The sequence below is a fragment of the Streptomyces roseochromogenus subsp. oscitans DS 12.976 genome (genome assembly GCF_000497445.1).
In the GTDB taxonomy this organism is placed as follows: domain Bacteria; phylum Actinomycetota; class Actinomycetes; order Streptomycetales; family Streptomycetaceae; genus Streptomyces; species Streptomyces oscitans.
This window is the reverse complement of record NZ_CM002285.1, coordinates 2,545,035-2,562,600: the sequence shown is the minus strand read 5'-3', so window position 1 is coordinate 2,562,600 and position 17,566 is coordinate 2,545,035. Positions and strand designations below refer to the sequence as shown.

Sequence of the window (17,566 nt, the reverse complement as noted above, 5' to 3'; positions counted from 1 at the left end):
ACGACCCCCGGTCGCCCCCGCCCTACCGTTGAGCACGAAAGCCAAGCACACCTCCAACGCGGAAGGGCCGGGACTCGCAGATGACTTCCACCCACGCCTTCTGGCTCGCCGGCCGCCAGGTCACCGGCGAGGACACCTTCGACGTCACCTCCCCGTGGGACGGCCGGCTCGTCGGCAAGGTCAGCGTGCCGACCGACGCCCAGGTCGAGGAGGCCGTGGCCGCCGCGTACGCCGTGCGGGACGAGTTCGCCGCCACCCCGGCGCACGTGCGTGCCGCCGCGCTCGACCACGTCAGCAAGCGGCTGGTCGAGCGCACCGAGGAGATCGCCCAGCTGATCTCCGCCGAGAACGGCAAGCCGATCAAGTGGGCCCGAGGGGAAGTCGGGCGCGCCGTATCGGTGTTCCGGTTCGCCGCCGAAGAGGCCCGCCGGTTCAACGGCGGTGAGGCCCAGCGGCTCGACACCGACCTCGGCGGTCAGGGGCGTCTCGCCCTGACCCGCCGCTTCCCGAAGGGCGTTGTGCTCGGCATCGCGCCGTTCAACTTCCCGCTGAACCTGTGCGCCCACAAGATCGCCCCGGCGATCGCCGCCGGCGCCCCGATCATCCTCAAGCCGGCACCCGCCACCCCGCTCTCCGGCCTGATCATCGGCGACCTGCTCGCCGAGACCGAGGGGCTGCCCGCCGGCTCGTGGAGCATCCTGCCGGTCGCCAACGACAAGATGCCTGCCCTCGTCCAGGACGAGCGGCTGCCGGTCATCTCCTTCACCGGTTCCGAGAAGGTCGGTTACGCGATCATGGACTCGGTGCCGCGCAAGCACTGCACGCTGGAACTGGGCGGCAACGGCGCGGCCGTCGTCCTCGGCGACTACGCCTCCGACGCCGACCTGGACTGGGCCGCGACCCGCATCGCGACCTTCTCCAACTACCAGGGCGGCCAGTCCTGCATCTCCGTGCAGCGCGTGATCGCCGACGCGTCGGTGTACGACCGCCTGCTGCCGCGCATCGTCGTCGCCGTCGAGGCCCAGGTCACCGGTGACCCGACCGACGCCAAGACGGACGTCGGCCCGCTGGTCAGCGAGGCCGCGGCCCAGCGCGTGGAGTCCTGGGTGAAGGAGGCGGTCGAGGCCGGCGCCACGCTGCTCACCGGCGGCGACCGCGACGGCGCCTCCTACGCGCCGACCGTCCTCACCGACGTACCGGCCGATGTCACCCTCTCCTGCGAGGAGGTCTTCGGGCCCGTCCTCACCGTGCAGAAGGTGGAGGGAGAGGCCGAGGCCTTCGCCGCCGTCAACTCCTCCAAGTACGGCCTCCAGGCAGGCGTGTTCACCCACGACCTGCAGGTCGCCTTCCGCGCCCACCGCGCCCTTGAGGTCGGTGGCGTGGTGATCGGCGACGTGCCGTCCTACCGCGCCGACCAGATGCCGTACGGCGGTGCCAAGCAGTCCGGTGTGGGCCGTGAGGGCGTCAAGTTCGCGATGGACGACTACACATACGAGCGCGTGCTGGTCCTGACCGGCCTCGCGCTCTGACCTGCCACGGACAGGTCAGCCGGAGACGGCCGCAGCCCACTGTGCGGGGGCTGCGGCCGTTTCCCTCTTTTCTGCTTGTACTTTTCTGCCTGTTTTCTGCTCCTTGGTAAAGGAATCGATATCGGCGGTTCAAGAGTCATGCCCTAAGTCTTGTTCTGTCCATGACTCACCCGATGGGATGCGCCTGACCACTTCGTCCGAGTCGGGTCCGTCCTGCTCGGGACGGAACAGGACCACTCAGGGGACCACATGCACATAGCCCGTTCCGGGCGCGGCGTCGCGGCGTCCGCAGCCACCGTCGCGCTCGTCGCCGCCGCACTGGCGGCCACCTCCCAGGCCGGCGCCACCACCGCCGCGCCCGCCGGCGTACCGCACACCTTCGCGCAGCCGGCCATCGCGGGGCACAACCTGGTCCACGGCGTGGCCAGCCCCCTCCCCATCGCGCAGTGCCAGGCCAAGTGGCACATCAACTGCTACAACCCGCTGCAGTACCGCACCGCGTACAACCTGAACCCGCTGTACAAGAAGGGGATCACGGGCAAGGGGCGGACGATCGTCATCGTCGACTCCTTCGGCTCCCCGACCGTCCAGCACGATCTGGACGTCTACAGCAAGCAGTTCGGGCTGCCCAGCACCAAGGTCAACGTCGTCAAGTGGGGCCATGTCCCGCCGTTCGACCCCAAGAACTCCGACATGACCGGCTGGGCCGGCGAGACCACGCTGGACGTCGAGATGGCGCACGCCGTCGCGCCGGACGCGAAGATCGTGCTGGTCGAGACGGCCGTCGCCGAGACCGAGGGCACCACCGGTCTGCCGGAGATGATGTCCGCCGAGAAGTCCATGATCGACCACGGGGTCGGCGACGTCATCAGCCAGAGCTTCGGCGCCACCGAGAACACCTTCCCGGGCTTCGACAAGGGCGACTTCTCCAGCATCAAGAAGCTGCGGTACGCCTTCGAGGACGCCCAGCGCAAGCACGTGACGGTCCTCGCCTCCTCCGGTGACGGCGGCGCCACCGACGCCATGGCGGACGGCAAGACGTTCTACAAGTACCGCGTCAACTCCTGGCCGTCCTCCGACCCGTTGGTCACCTCCATCGGCGGCACCCAGCTCCACCTGAACGACAAGGGCGAGCGCGTCAAGCCGGACAGCGTCTACAACGACAACGGCGCGGGCGGCGGCGGCCAGTCCCACGTGTTCACCCGTCCGTCCTTCCAGGACGGCGTGAAGAACGTCGTCGGCACCCGCCGCGGCACCCCGGACATCTCGATGGCCGCCGCGGTCAACGGCGGTGCCTGGGTGTACGGCAGCTACGACCCGACCGCCACGGGCTGGGACGTCTCCGGCGGCACCAGTGAGGCCAGTCCGCTCTTCTCGGGCATCGTCGCGCTCGCCGACCAGGCGGCCGGCCACCGCGTGGGCGACATCAACGCGGCCCTCTACGCGCTTCTGAAGCAGAAGAACCCGGGCGTCGTCGACGTCAACGACGGCACGGACAACAGCTACCAGGGCGTCGAGGGCTACAAGGCCGTCAACGGCTACGACATGGCCACCGGCGTCGGCACCCTGGACGCCCTCCGCTTCGTCCCGGCCCTCGCCAAGGCGAGCCACGGCTGACGATCGGGCGCAAGCACCACCAATGCGACGGCCCGGGTCCTGGACCCGGGCCGTTTCGCATGCCCGCACGCAGAAGGAGCCCGCCACCGCTGCCTTCCGGCGCCGGGCCCCTGCCCGCCGTCGGTCTCCTCCGCGGACGTCGTGCACGCCCTCGGTGGCGAGGGCGGCGGTCAGGGTGGTGCAGGCGTAGACGTCGGCGGCGGGGGTGCCGGGCGTCAGCACAGCCAGCACCGGGCCGCCGTCCAGGCGAGCCGTCCTCGACACCGGCCGAGACGTCGGCGTACGCGAAGGACGCGTATGACAGGCCGTGGCCGAAGGGGAAGAGCGGGCTGCCGTCGAAAGAGGTAGGTCTGCCGGGCGCCTATGACGTCGTAGTCGAACAGGTCCGGCAGGTCGGCGTCGGAGGCGTACCAGGTCTGGGGGAGGCTGCCGGCCGGGGAGACGTCGCCGGCCAGGGTCCGGGCCAGGGCCGTGCCCGCCGCCTGGCCGCCGTACGCGGTCCACAGCACCGCCGGCAGCCGCGTCACGTCCACCACGTAGGGATAGGCCGAGGTCAGCTCCAGCACGGTGTGCGGGTTCGCGGCGCGGGCCGCACGCAGCAGCCGCCGTTGGTGCGCGGGCAGCGCCCGGGGTGCGGGCACGGTGAAGCATCCGCGTCAGGACGCCGCCGGTGCCGGTCCCGAACTCGCCCGTACCGTCAGCTCGGGCGCGAGCAGCACGACCTCGTCGCCGCCCCGCCCGTCCAGCTTGGCCACCAGGTGCTCGACCGCGTACCGGCCCATCTCCTGCGCCGGGATGGCGACCGAGGTCAGCCGTACCGAGGCCTGGGCGGCGACCTGGTCCGGGCAGATCGCTACGACGGACACGTCCTCCGGCACGGCCCGGCCCTGCTGGCGCAGCAGCGCGAGCAGCGGCTCCACCGCCGACTCGTTCTGCACCACGAACCCGGTCGTCGCCGGGCGCTCGTCGAAGATCCGGGCCAGGGTGAGGGCCATCGCGTCGTACCCGCCCTCGCAGGGGCGGTGCAGCACCCGGACGCCCGTCTCGCGGGCCCGGGAGCGCACTCCGTCGAGGGTGCGCTCGGCGAAACCGGTGTGCCGCTCGTAGACGGCCGGGGCCTCGCCGATGACAGTGATGTCCCGGTGACCGAGCCCCGCCAGCTGCTCCACGCACAGCGCGCCGGTCGCGCTCCAGTCAAGGTCCACGCAGGTCAGACCCGCCGTGTCGGCGGGCAGGCCGATCAGCGCCGAGGGCTGGTCGGTCTCCCGCAGCAGCGGCAGCCGCTCGTCCTGCAGCTCGACGTCCATCAGGATCATCGCGTCGGGCCCCTCCTCTCCGGTGAGCAGCAGGACGTCGTATCCGTGGAGGCGTGCCGTGGTGGCCACCGCGATGGGATCTCCATCTCACCGGCACATACATGTCGGTGCGCAGCGGGATCATCAGCGCGATGATGTTCGACCGTCTGCCGGCCAGGGCGCGGTCGCCCGCGTTCGGGTGGTAGCCCAGTTCCCGGATGCTCTGCTCGACCCGCTGCCGGGTGGTCGCGGAGATGGACCGCTTGCCGCTGAGGACATAGCTCACCGTGCTCGCCGAGACTCCGGCGTGCTGGGCGACCTCGGCGAGGGTGACCATCCGTGCTCCAAGCTGTGTGAAGCGCTTCGACAAGGCGCGCTGCTGACTAGGGCGAGTGAGGGTGATATGGACACTAGGCAGGGCTTTCGGCCGGATGGCCGCGCGAGGGGTGGTGGGGTGGGCCCGTTTCGGGTACGAACGATCCAGTAGCACTGGTCGGTAGCGAACGTCCCCGTCATCCCTCTTCGCGGCGAGGTGAGCCTCATGTCCGCCCCCACCACTTCACGCACCACCGTCACCGAGCGCGAGGCACGCCGGGTGGCGGAGGCCGCCCGGGAACAGGACTGGCGCAAGCCCAGCTTCGCCAAGGAACTGTTCCTCGGACGCTTCCGGCTCGACCTCATCCATCCCCACCCGCTCCCCGACGACGAGTCCGTGCGACGCGGGGAGGAGTTCCTTGCGAAACTGCGCGTGTTCTGCGAGACCACCGTCGACGGGGCCCGCATCGAGCGCGAGGCCCGTATCCCCGACGAGGTCGTGGCGGGCCTGAAGGAACTCGGCGCCCTCGGCATGAAGATCGACCCCAAGTACGGCGGTCTCGGCCTCACCCAGCTCTACTACAACAAGGCCCTCGCCCTGGTCGGCTCCGTGAGCCCCGCCGTCGGCGCCCTGCTCTCCGCCCACCAGTCGATCGGTGTACCGCAGCCGCTGAAGATGTTCGGCACCCAGGAGCAGAAGGACGCCTTCCTGCCGCGCTGCGCCCGCACCGACATCTCCGCCTTCCTGCTCACCGAGCCGGACGTCGGCTCGGACCCGGCACGGCTCGCGACCACGGCCGTACCCGACGGGGAGGACTACGTCCTCGACGGGGTGAAGCTGTGGACCACCAACGGGGTGGTCGCCGATCTGCTCGTCGTCATGGCCCGGGTGCCGAAGTCGGAGGGGCACAAGGGCGGCATCACCGCGTTCGTGGTGGAGGCGACGGCGGAAGGCATCACGGTCGAGAACCGCAACGCCTTCATGGGCCTGCGCGGCATCGAGAACGGCGTCACCCGCTTCCACCAGGTGCGCGTCCCGGTGGCGAACCGCATCGGGCCCGAGGGTGCGGGCCTGAAGATCGCGCTCACCACCCTCAACACCGGCCGGCTCTCGCTGCCCGCGATGTGCGCGGGCTCCGGCAAGTGGTGCCTGAAGATCGCCCGCGAATGGTCGGCGGAGCGCGAGCAGTGGGGCAAGCCGGTGGCGCTGCACGAGGCCGTCGGCTCCAAGATCAGCTTCATCGCGGCCACCACCTTCGCCCTGGAGGCCGTCCTCGACCTCTCCTCGCAGATGGCCGACGAGGACCGCAACGACATCCGTATCGAGGCCGCCCTCGCCAAGCTCTACGGCTCCGAGATGGCCTGGAAGATGGCCGACGAACTGGTCCAGATCCGCGGCGGCCGAGGCTACGAGACGGCCGAGTCCCTGAAGGCACGCGGCGAACGGGCGGTCCCGGCCGAGCAGATGCTGCGCGATCTGCGCATCAACCGCATCTTCGAGGGCTCCACGGAGATCATGCACCTGCTGATCGCCCGCGAGGCCGTCGACGCCCATCTCTCGGTCGCCGGTGACCTCATCGACCCCGACAAGTCCCTGTCCGACAAGGCGAAGGCAGGCGCGAACGCGGGTGTCTTCTACGCCAAGTGGCTGCCGAAGCTGGTCGCCGGACGGGGGCAACTCCCCATGTCATACGGCGAGTTCAAGCATGACGTCGATCTGTCCGGGCAGCTGCGCTATGTCGAGCGCACCGCCCGCAAGCTGGCCCGGTCCACCTTCTACGCCATGTCCCGCTGGCAGGGCCGCATGGAGACCAAGCAGGGTTTCCTCGGGCGGATCGTGGACATCGGTGCCGAGCTGTTCGCGATGAGCGCGGCCTGTGTCCGCGCCGAACTGCTGCGCGGCCGGGGCGAACACGGGCGCGAGGCCTACCAGCTGGCCGACGCCTTCTGCCGGCAGGCCCGCATTCGCGTCGAGGAACTCTTCGACCGGCTGTGGACCAACACCGACGCCGTCGACCGGAAGGTGGTCAAGGGTGTGCTCGGCGGGTCCTACACATGGCTGGAGGAGGGCATCGTCGATCCCTCCGGGGACGGCCCGTGGATCGCCGACGCGACCCCCGGACCGTCCGCTCGGGAGAACGAACGCCGTCCTTACGGCGCCTAGCAGCCCCCTGGTCCGGCCGACCGGGCGCCTGGGGTCAGTTGCCCCAGGTGCCCTGGTTCACGGCGCAGGTCCAGCCCGAGCCGCGCAGGGTGAACTTCACCTGGTAGGCGCGGGTGTTGAGCAGGTGCGTCTGCACCGTCACGCCGAGGCTCGCCTTCTTGTTCAGCGTCCCCGTGGACACGGTCACGGTCGTCGACGTCTTGTGGGTGACCTTGCCGCCCGTGGCCTTGGCCGAGCCGAAGCGGATGTTCTTCATGTCCGTGATGGTGAGCGAGGCGTTCTTGAAGGCCTTCGTGGTGCTCACGTTCTTGATGCCGAAGTACAGCCCCCCGTTGGTCACCCAGCCGTGCGAGTTGATGTAGAAGCGGCTCGGGTAGACCAGGTCGATCGGGCAGCCGGCGCTCTGCGGCGCGCGGGTGGCGGCGAACGCGCCCCCGGCGAGGCCGAGTTGAGCGGCGGTCAGCAGACCGGCCGTCGCCAGGACGGTCGCGGTCGTACGCATGCGGTTCATGGTGGTGGTTCCTCCCCCTATGTGGCCCTCTTGGCGGGCGCCGACGAAAGGATGTCATGATCGGCGCCCGGACGTGCGGGAATTCTGTACAGAGTCACGCCGACGAGTGCAGCCAGGGCGGAGCGCAGGCGCACGGTGCGCATGGAGATCCCCCCAGGATGCCGTCCGCGAAGCGATGTGACTGAAGTATTATCACGCGATCTTCACCAGTACTTCACAACGGGAGAACCGCTCCGTCCCGCGACGAAACCTGTTGACGCACCCGCCCGGGGGATGCCCTGTCCTGACCGTCACCGCTTGCGGCAACAATGGGGGGATGACCGACAGCCTCGCCCATCCGGCACCCCTCGCCGACCCGCACCTCGTCTACGACCCCCTCGCGGGCCACGGACCCAAGGACGTGGTGATCCTCGGCTCCACCGGATCCATCGGCACCCAGGCCATCGACCTCGTGCTGCGCCACCCCGACCGCTTCCGGGTCACCGGCGTGTCCGCGAACGGCGGCCGGGTCGCCCTCCTGGCCGAGCAGGCACACCGGCTGCGGGTGCGGACCGTGGCGGTCGCCCGCGAGGACGCCGTACCCGCACTGCGCGAGGCACTCGCCGCCGAGTACGGCCCCGGGGAGCCGCTCCCCGAGATCCTCGCCGGCCCGGACGCGGCCACCCAGCTCGCCGCCTCCGACTGCCACACGGTGCTGAACGGCATCACCGGCTCCATCGGCCTCGCGCCCACCCTCGCCGCACTGGGCGCGGGCCGCACCCTCGCCCTCGCCAACAAGGAGTCCCTGATCGTCGGCGGGCCGCTGGTCAAGGGGCTGGCCAAGCCCGGCCAGATCATCCCGGTCGACTCCGAGCACGCCGCCCTCTTCCAGGCCCTGGCATCCGGCACGAGGGCCGACGTCCGCAAGCTGGTCGTCACGGCGTCCGGGGGGCCCTTCCGGGGCCGCACCAAGGCTGACCTGGCTCAGGTGACCGTCGAGGACGCCCTCGCCCACCCCACCTGGGCCATGGGCCCGGTGATCACGATCAACTCCGCGACCCTCGTCAACAAGGGCCTGGAGGTCATCGAGGCACACCTCCTCTACGACATTCCCTTCGACCGCATTGAGGTGGTCGTGCATCCCCAGTCGTATGTCCACTCGATGGTCGAGTTCACCGACGGATCCACGATCGCCCAGGCGACGCCCCCCGACATGCGCGGGCCCATCGCCATCGGTCTGGGCTGGCCCGAACGCGTCCCCGGCGCCGCGCCCGCCTTCGACTGGAGCAAGGCCTCCACCTGGGAGTTCTTCCCCCTGGACAACGAGGCCTTCCCCTCGGTGAACCTCGCCCGGCACGTGGGGCAGCTCGCGGGGACCGCCCCGGCGGTGTTCAATGCGGCCAACGAGGAGTGCGTCGAGGCCTTCCTGGGCGGCGCGCTGCCCTTCAACGGGATCATGGAGACCGTCACCCGGGTCGTCGAGGAACACGGCACCCCGGACTCGGGAACTTCACTCACGGTGTCGGACGTCCTCGAAGCGGAGACCTGGGCCCGCGCCCGGGCCCGTGAACTGACTGCCACGACGGCGACCGCGGAGGCGCGTGCATGACGACCTTGATGTTCATCCTCGGCATAGTGGTCTTCGCGGTGGGCCTGCTCGTCTCGATCGCGTGGCACGAGCTGGGGCACCTGTCCACGGCCAAGCTCTTCGGCATCCGCGTCCCGCAGTACATGGTCGGCTTCGGCCCGACCATCTGGTCGAGGAAGAAGGGGGAGACCGAGTACGGCATCAAGGCGGTCCCGCTCGGCGGCTACATCCGCATGATCGGGATGTTCCCGCCCGACGAGCAGGGCCGGGTCTCCTCCCGCTCGACCTCCCCGTGGCGGGGCATGATCGAGGACGCCCGCTCGGCGGCCTTCGAGGAACTGCAGGCCGGTGACGAGACGCGCATGTTCTACACGCGCAAGCCGTGGAAGCGGGTCATCGTCATGTTCGCGGGCCCCTTCATGAACCTGATCCTCGCGATCGGCCTGTTCTTCACCGTGCTCATGGGCTTCGGCATCCAGCAGCAGACCACCACCGTCGCCTCCGTCTCGCCCTGTGTCATCGCGCAGAGCGAGCACCGCGACAGCTGCAAGAAGTCCGACGCCGCCTCCCCGGCCGAGGCGGCCGGCATGAAGAAGCGCGACAAGATCGTCTCCTTCGACGGCAAACCGACGAAGGACTGGAACACCCTGTCGGACCTGATCCGGGACAGTGCCGGGAAAACCGTCCCGATCGTCGTCGAGCGCGACGGCGGGCAGCTCACCCTGCACGCCACCATCGCCACCAACCTGGTCGCCCAGAAGGACTCCAGCGGGCAGTACGTCCAGGGCAAGTACGTCAAGGCCGGCTTCCTCGGCTTCGGCGCCGCCACCGGCGTCGTCCACCAGGACTTCGGCCAGTCCGTCACCTGGATGAGCGACCGGGTCGGCGACGCCGTCGACTCCCTCGCGGCCCTGCCCGGCAAGATCCCCGCGCTGTGGGACGCGGCCTTCGGCAACGGCCCGCGCGAACCCGACTCCCCGATGGGCATCGTCGGCGCCGCCCGGGTCACCGGCGAGATCGCCACCCTGGACATCCCCGCCTCTCAGCAGGTGGCGATGTTCGTGATGCTGCTCGCCGGCTTCAACCTCTCCCTGTTCCTGTTCAACATGCTCCCGCTGCTCCCGCTCGACGGCGGGCACATCGCCGGGGCCCTGTGGGAGGCGCTGCGGCGGAACCTGGCCCGGGTGCTCCGGCGCCCGGACCCGGGTCCGTTCGACGTGGCGAAGCTGATGCCGGTGGCGTACGTGGTGGCCGGGATCTTCGTCTGCTTCACCATCCTGGTACTGATCGCGGACGTGGTTAACCCGGTGAAAATCTCGTAGCCATGCGACGTTCGAGGCGGCCCGGAACGCTGTGTTCCGGGCCGCCTTCTCTTGGGTGTGTTTACGGGTGGGATGTGCCCGGGCCAAGGCCCGTGCCGTAATCTCGAAGCCTGGAGCCCGCCGGTCGACGGGACCGGACCTAGATCCACGACTTGGGGTTGCACAGCAGATGACTGCGATTTCTCTCGGCATGCCGTCCGTTCCGACCAAGCTCGCCGAGCGCCGGAAGAGCCGGCAGATCCAGGTCGGAAGCGTGGCGGTCGGCGGAGACGCGCCCGTCTCGGTCCAGTCGATGACCACGACCCGTACGTCGGACATCGGCGCCACCCTCCAGCAGATCGCCGAGCTGACGGCGTCCGGCTGCCAGATCGTCCGCGTCGCCTGCCCCACCCAGGACGACGCCGACGCCCTCGCGACCATCGCCCGCAAGTCCCAGATCCCGGTCATCGCCGACATCCACTTCCAGCCCAAGTACGTCTTCGCCGCCATCGAGGCGGGCTGCGCCGCGGTCCGCGTCAACCCCGGCAACATCAAGCAGTTCGACGACAAGGTCAAGGAGATCGCCCAGGCCGCCCAGGACCACGGCACCCCGATCCGCATCGGCGTCAACGCCGGCTCCCTCGACAGGCGCCTGCTCCAGAAGTACGGCAAGGCGACGCCGGAGGCACTGGTCGAGTCGGCGCTCTGGGAGGCGTCCCTCTTCGAGGAGCACGGCTTCAGGGACATCAAGATCTCGGTCAAGCACAACGACCCGGTGATCATGATCGAGGCGTACAAGCAGCTGGCGGCGCAGTGCGACTACCCGCTCCACCTCGGCGTGACGGAGGCGGGCCCCGCCTTCCAGGGCACGATCAAGTCGGCGGTGGCCTTCGGCGCGCTGCTGTCCCAGGGCATCGGCGACACGATCCGCGTGTCCCTGTCGGCTCCCCCGGTGGAGGAGGTCAAGGTCGGCACCCAGATCCTGGAGTCCCTGAACCTCCGTCAGCGCGGCCTGGAGATCGTCTCCTGCCCGTCCTGCGGCCGCGCCCAGGTCGACGTCTACAAGCTCGCCGAAGAGGTCACCGCCGGCCTGACCGGCATGGAGGTCCCGCTGCGCGTCGCCGTCATGGGCTGCGTGGTGAACGGTCCGGGCGAGGCCCGGGAGGCCGACCTCGGTGTCGCCTCCGGCAACGGCAAGGGGCAGATCTTCGTCAAGGGCGAGGTCATCAAGACCGTCCCCGAGTCCAAGATCGTGGAGACCCTCATCGAGGAGGCCATGAAGCTGGCCGAGCAGATGGAGAACGACGGCGTGGCCTCCGGCGAGCCGTCGGTATCGGTCGCCGGCTGAGCCCGCACACACCCTGATCCGAGTCCCGTCACCACGTGGTGGCGGGACTCCTCTCCTCGGGCCCCGTCCCTCACCCCCAAGCGCGCCACAATCGCTCGGGGTAAAGTTCCGAGACCAGCAGAACCCCAGGGTGAGGCCCCGCACGTGTTGACCCAGACCAGCTCACGGGTGCTCGAACCGAGCGACCTTGACGCCGCGCTCGCCGTCCTCGACCGCGAGCCGGTGGCGAACGCCTTCGTGACCTCCCGGGTGCAGGTCGCCGGCCTCGACCCATGGCGCCTCGGCGGCGAGATGTGGGGCTGGTACGAGGACGGCATGCTCACGTCCCTGTGCTACGCGGGCGCCAACCTGGTTCCGGTCTGCGCCACCCCGCGCGCCGTCCGCGCCTTCGCCGACCGGGCCCGCCGGACCGGCCGCCGCTGCTCCTCCATCGTCGGCCCGGCCGAAGCCACCGCCGCGCTGTGGCGCCTGCTGGAGCCCCACTGGGGTCCCGCCCGCGAGGTCCGCGCGCACCAGCCCCTGATGGTCACCGACCGCATGCCCGCCGACATCGCCCCGGACCCCTACGTCCGCCGCGTCCGCAAGGACGAGCTTGAGACGATCATGCCGGCGTGCGTGGCGATGTTCACCGAGGAGGTCGGCGTATCGCCGCTGGCCGGCGACGGCGGTCTGCTGTACCAGGCCCGCGTCGCCGAACTCGTCGGCTCCGGCCGCTCCTTCGCCCGCCTCGACGAGCACGGCAAGGTCGTCTTCAAGGCGGAGATCGGCGCGGCGACCAGCGGGGCCTGCCAGATCCAGGGCGTCTGGGTGGCCCCCGAGTACCGGGGGAGAGGCCTGGCGGCACCGGGGATGGCAGCCGTCCTGCGCTATGCGCTCGCCGATGTGGCCCCGGTGGTCAGCCTCTACGTGAACGACTTCAACACGGCGGCGAGACGGACGTACCAGCGCGTCGGGTTCCAGGAGATCGGCGCGTTCATGAGCGTGCTGTTCTAGTCCACCCCCGTCCACTTCCCGCCCCCGTCCACTTCCCGCCCTCCGTCCGCTTCCCACTCCCGGTGCACTTCCCATCCACCGCTACACGGTCAGCTCCTCGACCAGACCGGCCGCGCGGACCACCGCCGCGAGTGCCTCGGGGCGGCCGGTGCGTGCGTGTACCTCCAGACAGGTGTCGGCGAGCTTGATGACGTGCTCGTCCCCGTGCCGGGCGGCCAGCTCGAACACCTCCTCGGCCGATCCGGGAGCGGTGGGCAGGCTGTCCGGGGGCGCGGCCGCCGCCGGGGCGTAGGCCGCCGTCACGGCCGCACTCGCCGCCCAGGCCGCGTGCAGGCTCGCCACCCACTCGGTGCGGGGCAGCGCGGGCAGTGTGCGCAGTACGGCCATGGGCGCGGTCGCCGCGTGCACCAGCATCACCGGTGAGCCGTGCGCGGCCGGGAGATAGTGCAGCGCCGCCGCCGTGGTCACCTCCGCCAGCAGATCCCGGGCCTGCCTGGCGTCGGCGGCCGGGCGCAGGGCGGCCAGTGCGGTCGGCCAGCCGGGCAGGCCGGAGAGCTGGCCGAGCCGGTGGCTGATGCCGCCGCTCTGGTCGGGGACCCGGACCACGCCGGCCAGGGCGGCGGCGGGCTCGGCGGTTCCGGACGGGGTGGTGAGCGGGACCCGCTGCCAGCGTGCCGCCCAGTAGCCGAGGGCCTGGCCCAGTTCGGCGAGCCGGGGCTCATCCTCGTGGTCCAGCAGGGCGTGGACGGCGTGGCCGGTCCGGATCACCCCGTGCGTGGCGCCGGCCGCGATCCCGGGCAGCAGCCGCGGCCACCATGACTCCAGTACGGTGCGCCAGGGCCGCTCCCGGACCTCCCGCGCGAAGAAGGCGAGCCAGTCGGCGAGCCGGCGCGGGTCGCCGAGCGCCGCGCGCCAGTCGTCGGCGGTGACCGGCGACAGACCGCGCGGCAGTTCGTCCAGCCGGTCCATATAGCGGTCCAGCCAGCGGTGGACATGGCGTGCCTGTCCGTGCCGGACCAGCGCTTCCACGGCCATGGGGCCGTGATTGCTCAGCCATCCTTCGAACTCCGGCCCGGTCCGGTGCAGTCGTTCATAGGCCTCGTCGAGCGTGCTGTCAGCGTCCATGACACAGGACGCTAGGCGAGCGCCGGGGCGGCATCATCGGCCGCGGGGTCGAGCCGGGTCCGTGCGCAGGGCCTAGGACCGCGGACGGACCGGCGTCAGTCCCGCCCTTCACCCAGTCCCGCGCGCCGGGCACAGCCCCCGCTCCGCACGCCGGTCCGGCCGCGGTCAGCCCCCTGTACGCTCCCGGCATGGACCTCGTGATCGGCACCCTGGACCTCTCCGCCCACGTGGACGAGGCCTTGGCCGTCCAAGCCGTCGCCTTCGGACTCGGCCCGGACGAAGTGGCCGTACGCCGGCAGATCGTCCAGCGCCATATGCAGTACCAGGGTGCGCGGGCCCTCGGCGCGACCGCCGGCGGACGGCTCGTCGGATTCGTGTACGGCATGCCCAACTCCCGTACCCACTGGTGGTCGACGGTCGTGGAGCCGTACCTCCACGCGGTCGGCAACGACTTCTGGCTGGACGACTCCTTCGTGATCACAGAACTCCACGTCCACCCCGACCACCAGAACCGCGGCATCGGCCGCCGCCTGATCACCACCATCACGGACTCCGCCGCCGAACCCCGCTCGATCCTCTCCGCGATCGACACGGACAGCCCGGCCCGCGGCCTCTACCACTCCCTCGGCTATGTCGACCTCGCCCGCCAGGTCCACTTCCCGAGCGCCCCGCGGCCGTACGCGGTGATGGGCGCCCACCTCCCCCTGCGCAGGCCATAACCGATTTCCGCCCGCACAGGCGGCCCGGCTAACCTCCTATGCCATCACCCTTACCCGGCAGGAGTACGAGAACCATGGCCAACGCACCGGTCCAGCGCATGTCCCAGTTGATGGCGAAGACGCTGCGCGACGACCCGGCGGACGCCGAGGTCCTCAGCCACAAGCTGCTCGTCCGCGCCGGCTACGTCCGCCGCACCGCCGCCGGCATCTGGAGCTGGCTGCCCCTCGGCAAGAAGGTCTTCTCCAACGTGGAGCGGATCGTCCGTGAGGAGATGGACGCCATCGGCGCCCAGGAGGTGCTGCTCCCCGCCCTGCTGCCCCGCGAACCGTACGATGCCACCGGCCGCTGGGACGAGTACGGCCAGGAGCTGTTCCGCCTCAAGGACCGCAAGGGCGGCGACTACCTCCTCGGCCCCACCCACGAGGAGATCTTCACCCTCCTGGTCAAGGACCAGTGCACGTCCTACAAGGACCTGCCGGTGATCCTCTACCAGATCCAGACCAAGTTCCGCGACGAGGCCCGCCCCCGCGCCGGCATCCTGCGCGGCCGCGAGTTCCAGATGAAGGACTCGTACTCCTTCGACCTGGCGGACGAGGGTCTCGCGCAGTCCTACGCCCTGCACCGCGAGGCCTACCAGCGGATCTTCCAGCGCCTGGGCCTGGACTACCGCATCTGCGCGGCCACCGCCGGCGCCATGGGCGGCTCGAAGTCGGAGGAGTTCCTGGCCCCGGCCGAGGCCGGCGAGGACACCTTCGCCGACTGCCCGAACTGCGACTTCGCCGCCAATACCGAGGCGATCACGTACGCGCTGCAGCCGGTGGACGGCTCGGCCGTGCCCGCGCTGGAGGAGATCCCGACCCCCGACACCCCGACCATCGAGACCCTGGCCGCCTCCCTCGGTGTCCCGGCCTCCGCCACGCTGAAGAACCTGCTGGTGAAGGTGGACGGCGAGATCGTCGCCGTCGGCGTGCCCGGCGACCGTGAGGTCGACCTGGACAAGGTCGAGGCGCACTTCGCCCCGGCGACCGTCGAGATGGTCACCGAGGCCGACTTCGCCGGCCGCCCCGACCTGGTCCGCGGCTACGTGGGCCCGCAGGGCCTGGGCGAGAAGGTGAAGTACGTCGCAGACCCGCGCGTGGCCCCCGGCACCTCCTGGATCACCGGCGCCAACAAGGACCAGACCCACGCCAGGAACGTCGTCGCCGGCCGTGACTTCGAGGTCGACGCGTACGTGGACGTCGTCGTGGTGCGGGAGGGCGACCCCTGCCCGAAGTGCGGGACCGGCCTGAAGCTGGACCGCGCCATCGAGATCGGCCACATCTTCCAGCTGGGCCGCAAGTACGCCGACGCCCTCAAGCTCGACGTCCTCGGACAGAACGGCAAGCCGGTCCGCGTCACCATGGGCTCCTACGGCATCGGCGTCTCCCGCGCCGTCGCCGCGCTCGCCGAGCAGACCGCCGATGACAAGGGCCTGGTGTGGTCCAAGGAGGTCGCCCCGGCCGACGTGCACGTGGTCGCCGCCGGCAAGGCCCTGCAGACCGAGCTGGCCCTCGACGTCGCCGAGAAGCTGGCCGCCGCGGGCGTCCGCGTCCTGGTCGACGACCGGGCAGGTGTCTCCCCGGGCGTGAAGTTCACCGACGCCGAGCTGATCGGCGTCCCGCAGATCCTGGTCGCCGGCCGCCGCTCCGGCGAGGGCGTCCTGGAACTGAAGGACCGCAAGACCGGCGAGCGCGAGGAGCTGACGGTCGAGGACGCGATCGCCCGCCTGACGGCGTAGCGGCAAAGGGAAGCCCTCGGTAAAGGAAAGCCCCCTGAGACCCGCGGAGGTCTCAGGGGGCTTCTCCCATGGCCTTCACAGCCGGCCGGTGAACGGCTCTCACAGCCAGCCTGCGAACTCCAGCAGAAGTTCCCCGTCTTGCGGCCGGCCCACGCGAAGCGCTCGTACACCGGACTCCACCGCCCGGAACAAGGTCCACCCCCGCAACCGCTCCTGATCGACCTCCAGCGACTCCGCGAGCCGCTTGATCCGCCGCCGGACGATCGCCGCCCCGGACGGCGCCGCGATCAGGTCCTCCACCCGGTCCCGCACCAGCCGCGCCAGATCGAACGCGCACTCGCCGACCACCGGATCCGGCCCGACCGCGAGCCACGGCATCCGCTCCCCGGCGAGCACCTTGCTCTGCCGGAACGTCCCGTGCAGCAAACGCTGTTCAGGCGGGGCGGCCACCAGTTCGTCCCGGGCCGCCAGCGCCGCGTCGACCAGCGGCGCCACCTCGGGTTCGGCGTCCGCGCCCGCACGCATCGCCGCCGCCTGCCGCCCGGTGCGCCCGGCGACGGTCTCGAATACCTCGAAGACAGGGCCCGCCGGCGGCTCGGTCCACAGCCGCCGCAGCGTCCCTGCCGCCTCCAGCAGCGCCTTCGCCTCCGGCAGAGACCGCACCGACACATCCGGGTGCAGCCGCTCCAGCAGCAGCGCCCCGTCCTCCGCACCGTCCTCCAGCAGCTGTACGGCGCCCAGCCCGCCCCAGTGCGCCAGCGCCGCCCGCTCGCTCTCCGGGCGGGCCCTGGGCGGGGCCAGCTTCAGCACGGCCGGGGTGCCGTCGGCCCGCCGTACCAGGACCACCAGGCTGCTGCGCCCGCCCGGCACCTGCACCCGCTCCACCGTCAACTCGCGCCTGGCGACGGCCTGTTCGGCGGTGGCCGGCAGCCGCGCCAGCCAGTCGTCCCCGGCCGGAGCCGTCTCACCGAGCGCCCTTACCAGGCGCGGTGGCGGTTCGAAAGCCATGCGCGAGTCGTTCCCTTCCAGTCCGCGGTCGTGTCGTACGGGCGCCTGCCGGGTCACCGGTCAGGGTGCCGTAGAGGCGGCGGCCGACGGCGTGGTACCGGCCGCGCCCGTCCCCTCGTCGACCCGCTCGGCGAGCCCAGGGAAGGCTACGCTCTGCCCGCTCCAGCGCACCGAGCGCACCGTGGCCTCCCGGAGCGCTGCGGCGGCCGCCCCGCGCCGCGCGCCCGTCGTCGCCCGCACCAGGTCCGCGTACACCCCGGCCACNCGTTCCTCCAGCTGGGCGGCGAGCAGCACGG

Annotated in this window: 13 protein-coding genes and 2 pseudogenes; 9 read left to right on the top strand and 6 right to left on the bottom strand. The window is 70.9% G+C overall.

The features are described 5' to 3' along the window. Nucleotides 1-80: 80 nt before the first annotated feature. Together M878_RS60900 and M878_RS60895 are read left to right on the top strand one after the other, a co-directional pair. The gene (locus M878_RS60900) at nt 81-1,529 is read left to right on the top strand and encodes an aldehyde dehydrogenase family protein (RefSeq protein ID WP_023546383.1); all 1,449 of its coding nucleotides are present in this window, start codon (nt 81-83) and stop codon (nt 1,527-1,529) included. Between the two features lie 249 nt (nt 1,530-1,778). Beyond that, nucleotides 1,779-3,146 carry a S53 family peptidase gene (locus M878_RS60895; protein WP_023546382.1) on the top strand — a complete coding sequence of 456 codons (1,368 nt, stop codon included), beginning with the start codon at nt 1,779-1,781 and terminating at the stop codon, nt 3,144-3,146. Nucleotides 3,147-3,393: 247 nt separating this feature from the next. Here M878_RS60895 and M878_RS60890 read toward each other — a convergent pair. Beyond that, nucleotides 3,394-3,769 (bottom strand): annotated as a pseudogene (locus M878_RS60890) (glycoside hydrolase family 3 protein); the annotation flags it as partial. A gap of 33 nt (nt 3,770-3,802) precedes the next feature. Continuing rightward, nucleotides 3,803-4,778, bottom strand: a pseudogene (locus tag M878_RS60885) (LacI family DNA-binding transcriptional regulator). A 204-nt stretch (nt 4,779-4,982) separates the two neighbouring features. Here M878_RS60885 and M878_RS60880 point away from each other — a divergent pair. Next, nucleotides 4,983-6,920, top strand: coding sequence for an acyl-CoA dehydrogenase family protein (locus M878_RS60880; RefSeq protein ID WP_023546379.1), 1,938 nt, complete (start codon nt 4,983-4,985; stop codon nt 6,918-6,920). 34 nt (nt 6,921-6,954) lie between these two features. Here the strand turns inward: M878_RS60880 and M878_RS60875 are convergent, their stop codons facing one another. Then, the gene (locus M878_RS60875; RefSeq protein ID WP_245238076.1) at nt 6,955-7,422 is read right to left on the bottom strand and encodes a hypothetical protein; all 468 of its coding nucleotides are present in this window, start codon (nt 7,420-7,422) and stop codon (nt 6,955-6,957) included. A 325-nt stretch (nt 7,423-7,747) separates the two neighbouring features. On the opposite strand from M878_RS60875, the gene dxr reads away from it, so the two are divergent. The 4 genes from dxr to M878_RS60855 all read left to right on the top strand — a co-directional run bounded on the left by dxr (nt 7,748) and on the right by M878_RS60855 (nt 12,640). Beyond that, nucleotides 7,748-9,019, top strand: coding sequence for a 1-deoxy-D-xylulose-5-phosphate reductoisomerase (dxr, locus tag M878_RS60870; protein WP_023546377.1), 1,272 nt, complete (start codon nt 7,748-7,750; stop codon nt 9,017-9,019). Continuing rightward, on the top strand, nt 9,016-10,320 hold the full coding sequence (locus M878_RS60865; RefSeq protein ID WP_023546376.1) for a M50 family metallopeptidase: 1,305 nt from the start codon (nt 9,016-9,018) through the stop codon (nt 10,318-10,320). The genes dxr and M878_RS60865 overlap by 4 nt, the downstream gene beginning before the upstream one ends. A 169-nt stretch (nt 10,321-10,489) precedes the next feature. After that, a complete protein-coding gene (gene ispG / locus M878_RS60860; RefSeq protein WP_031224708.1) occupies nt 10,490-11,647 on the top strand; it encodes a flavodoxin-dependent (E)-4-hydroxy-3-methylbut-2-enyl-diphosphate synthase in 1,158 nt (385 codons plus the stop codon). A 144-nt stretch (nt 11,648-11,791) separates the two neighbouring features. Next, a complete protein-coding gene (locus M878_RS60855) occupies nt 11,792-12,640 on the top strand; it encodes a GNAT family N-acetyltransferase (protein WP_023546374.1) in 849 nt (282 codons plus the stop codon). A gap of 81 nt (nt 12,641-12,721) precedes the next feature. Here M878_RS60855 and M878_RS60850 read toward each other — a convergent pair whose 3' ends face one another. Then, the gene (locus M878_RS60850) at nt 12,722-13,765 is read right to left on the bottom strand and encodes a questin oxidase family protein (protein WP_023546373.1); all 1,044 of its coding nucleotides are present in this window, start codon (nt 13,763-13,765) and stop codon (nt 12,722-12,724) included. Between the two features lie 188 nt (nt 13,766-13,953). On the opposite strand from M878_RS60850, the gene M878_RS60845 reads away from it, so the two are divergent. After that, nucleotides 13,954-14,484, top strand: coding sequence for a GNAT family N-acetyltransferase (locus M878_RS60845; protein WP_023546372.1), 531 nt, complete (start codon nt 13,954-13,956; stop codon nt 14,482-14,484). A 74-nt stretch (nt 14,485-14,558) separates the two neighbouring features. After that, nucleotides 14,559-16,262 (top strand): proline--tRNA ligase, encoded by a 1,704-nt coding sequence (locus M878_RS60840; protein ID WP_023546371.1) that lies wholly within the window; start codon nt 14,559-14,561, stop codon nt 16,260-16,262. 99 nt (nt 16,263-16,361) lie between these two features. Here the strand turns inward: M878_RS60840 and M878_RS60835 are convergent, their stop codons facing one another. Both M878_RS60835 and M878_RS60830 read right to left on the bottom strand, forming a co-directional pair. Then, a complete protein-coding gene (locus M878_RS60835) occupies nt 16,362-17,270 on the bottom strand; it encodes an aminoglycoside phosphotransferase family protein (protein ID WP_023546370.1) in 909 nt (302 codons plus the stop codon). A 60-nt stretch (nt 17,271-17,330) separates the two neighbouring features. Then, nucleotides 17,331-17,510 (bottom strand): DUF4439 domain-containing protein, encoded by a 180-nt coding sequence (locus M878_RS60830; RefSeq protein ID WP_425347930.1) that lies wholly within the window; start codon nt 17,508-17,510, stop codon nt 17,331-17,333. Between the last annotated feature and the right edge of the window lie 56 nt (nt 17,511-17,566).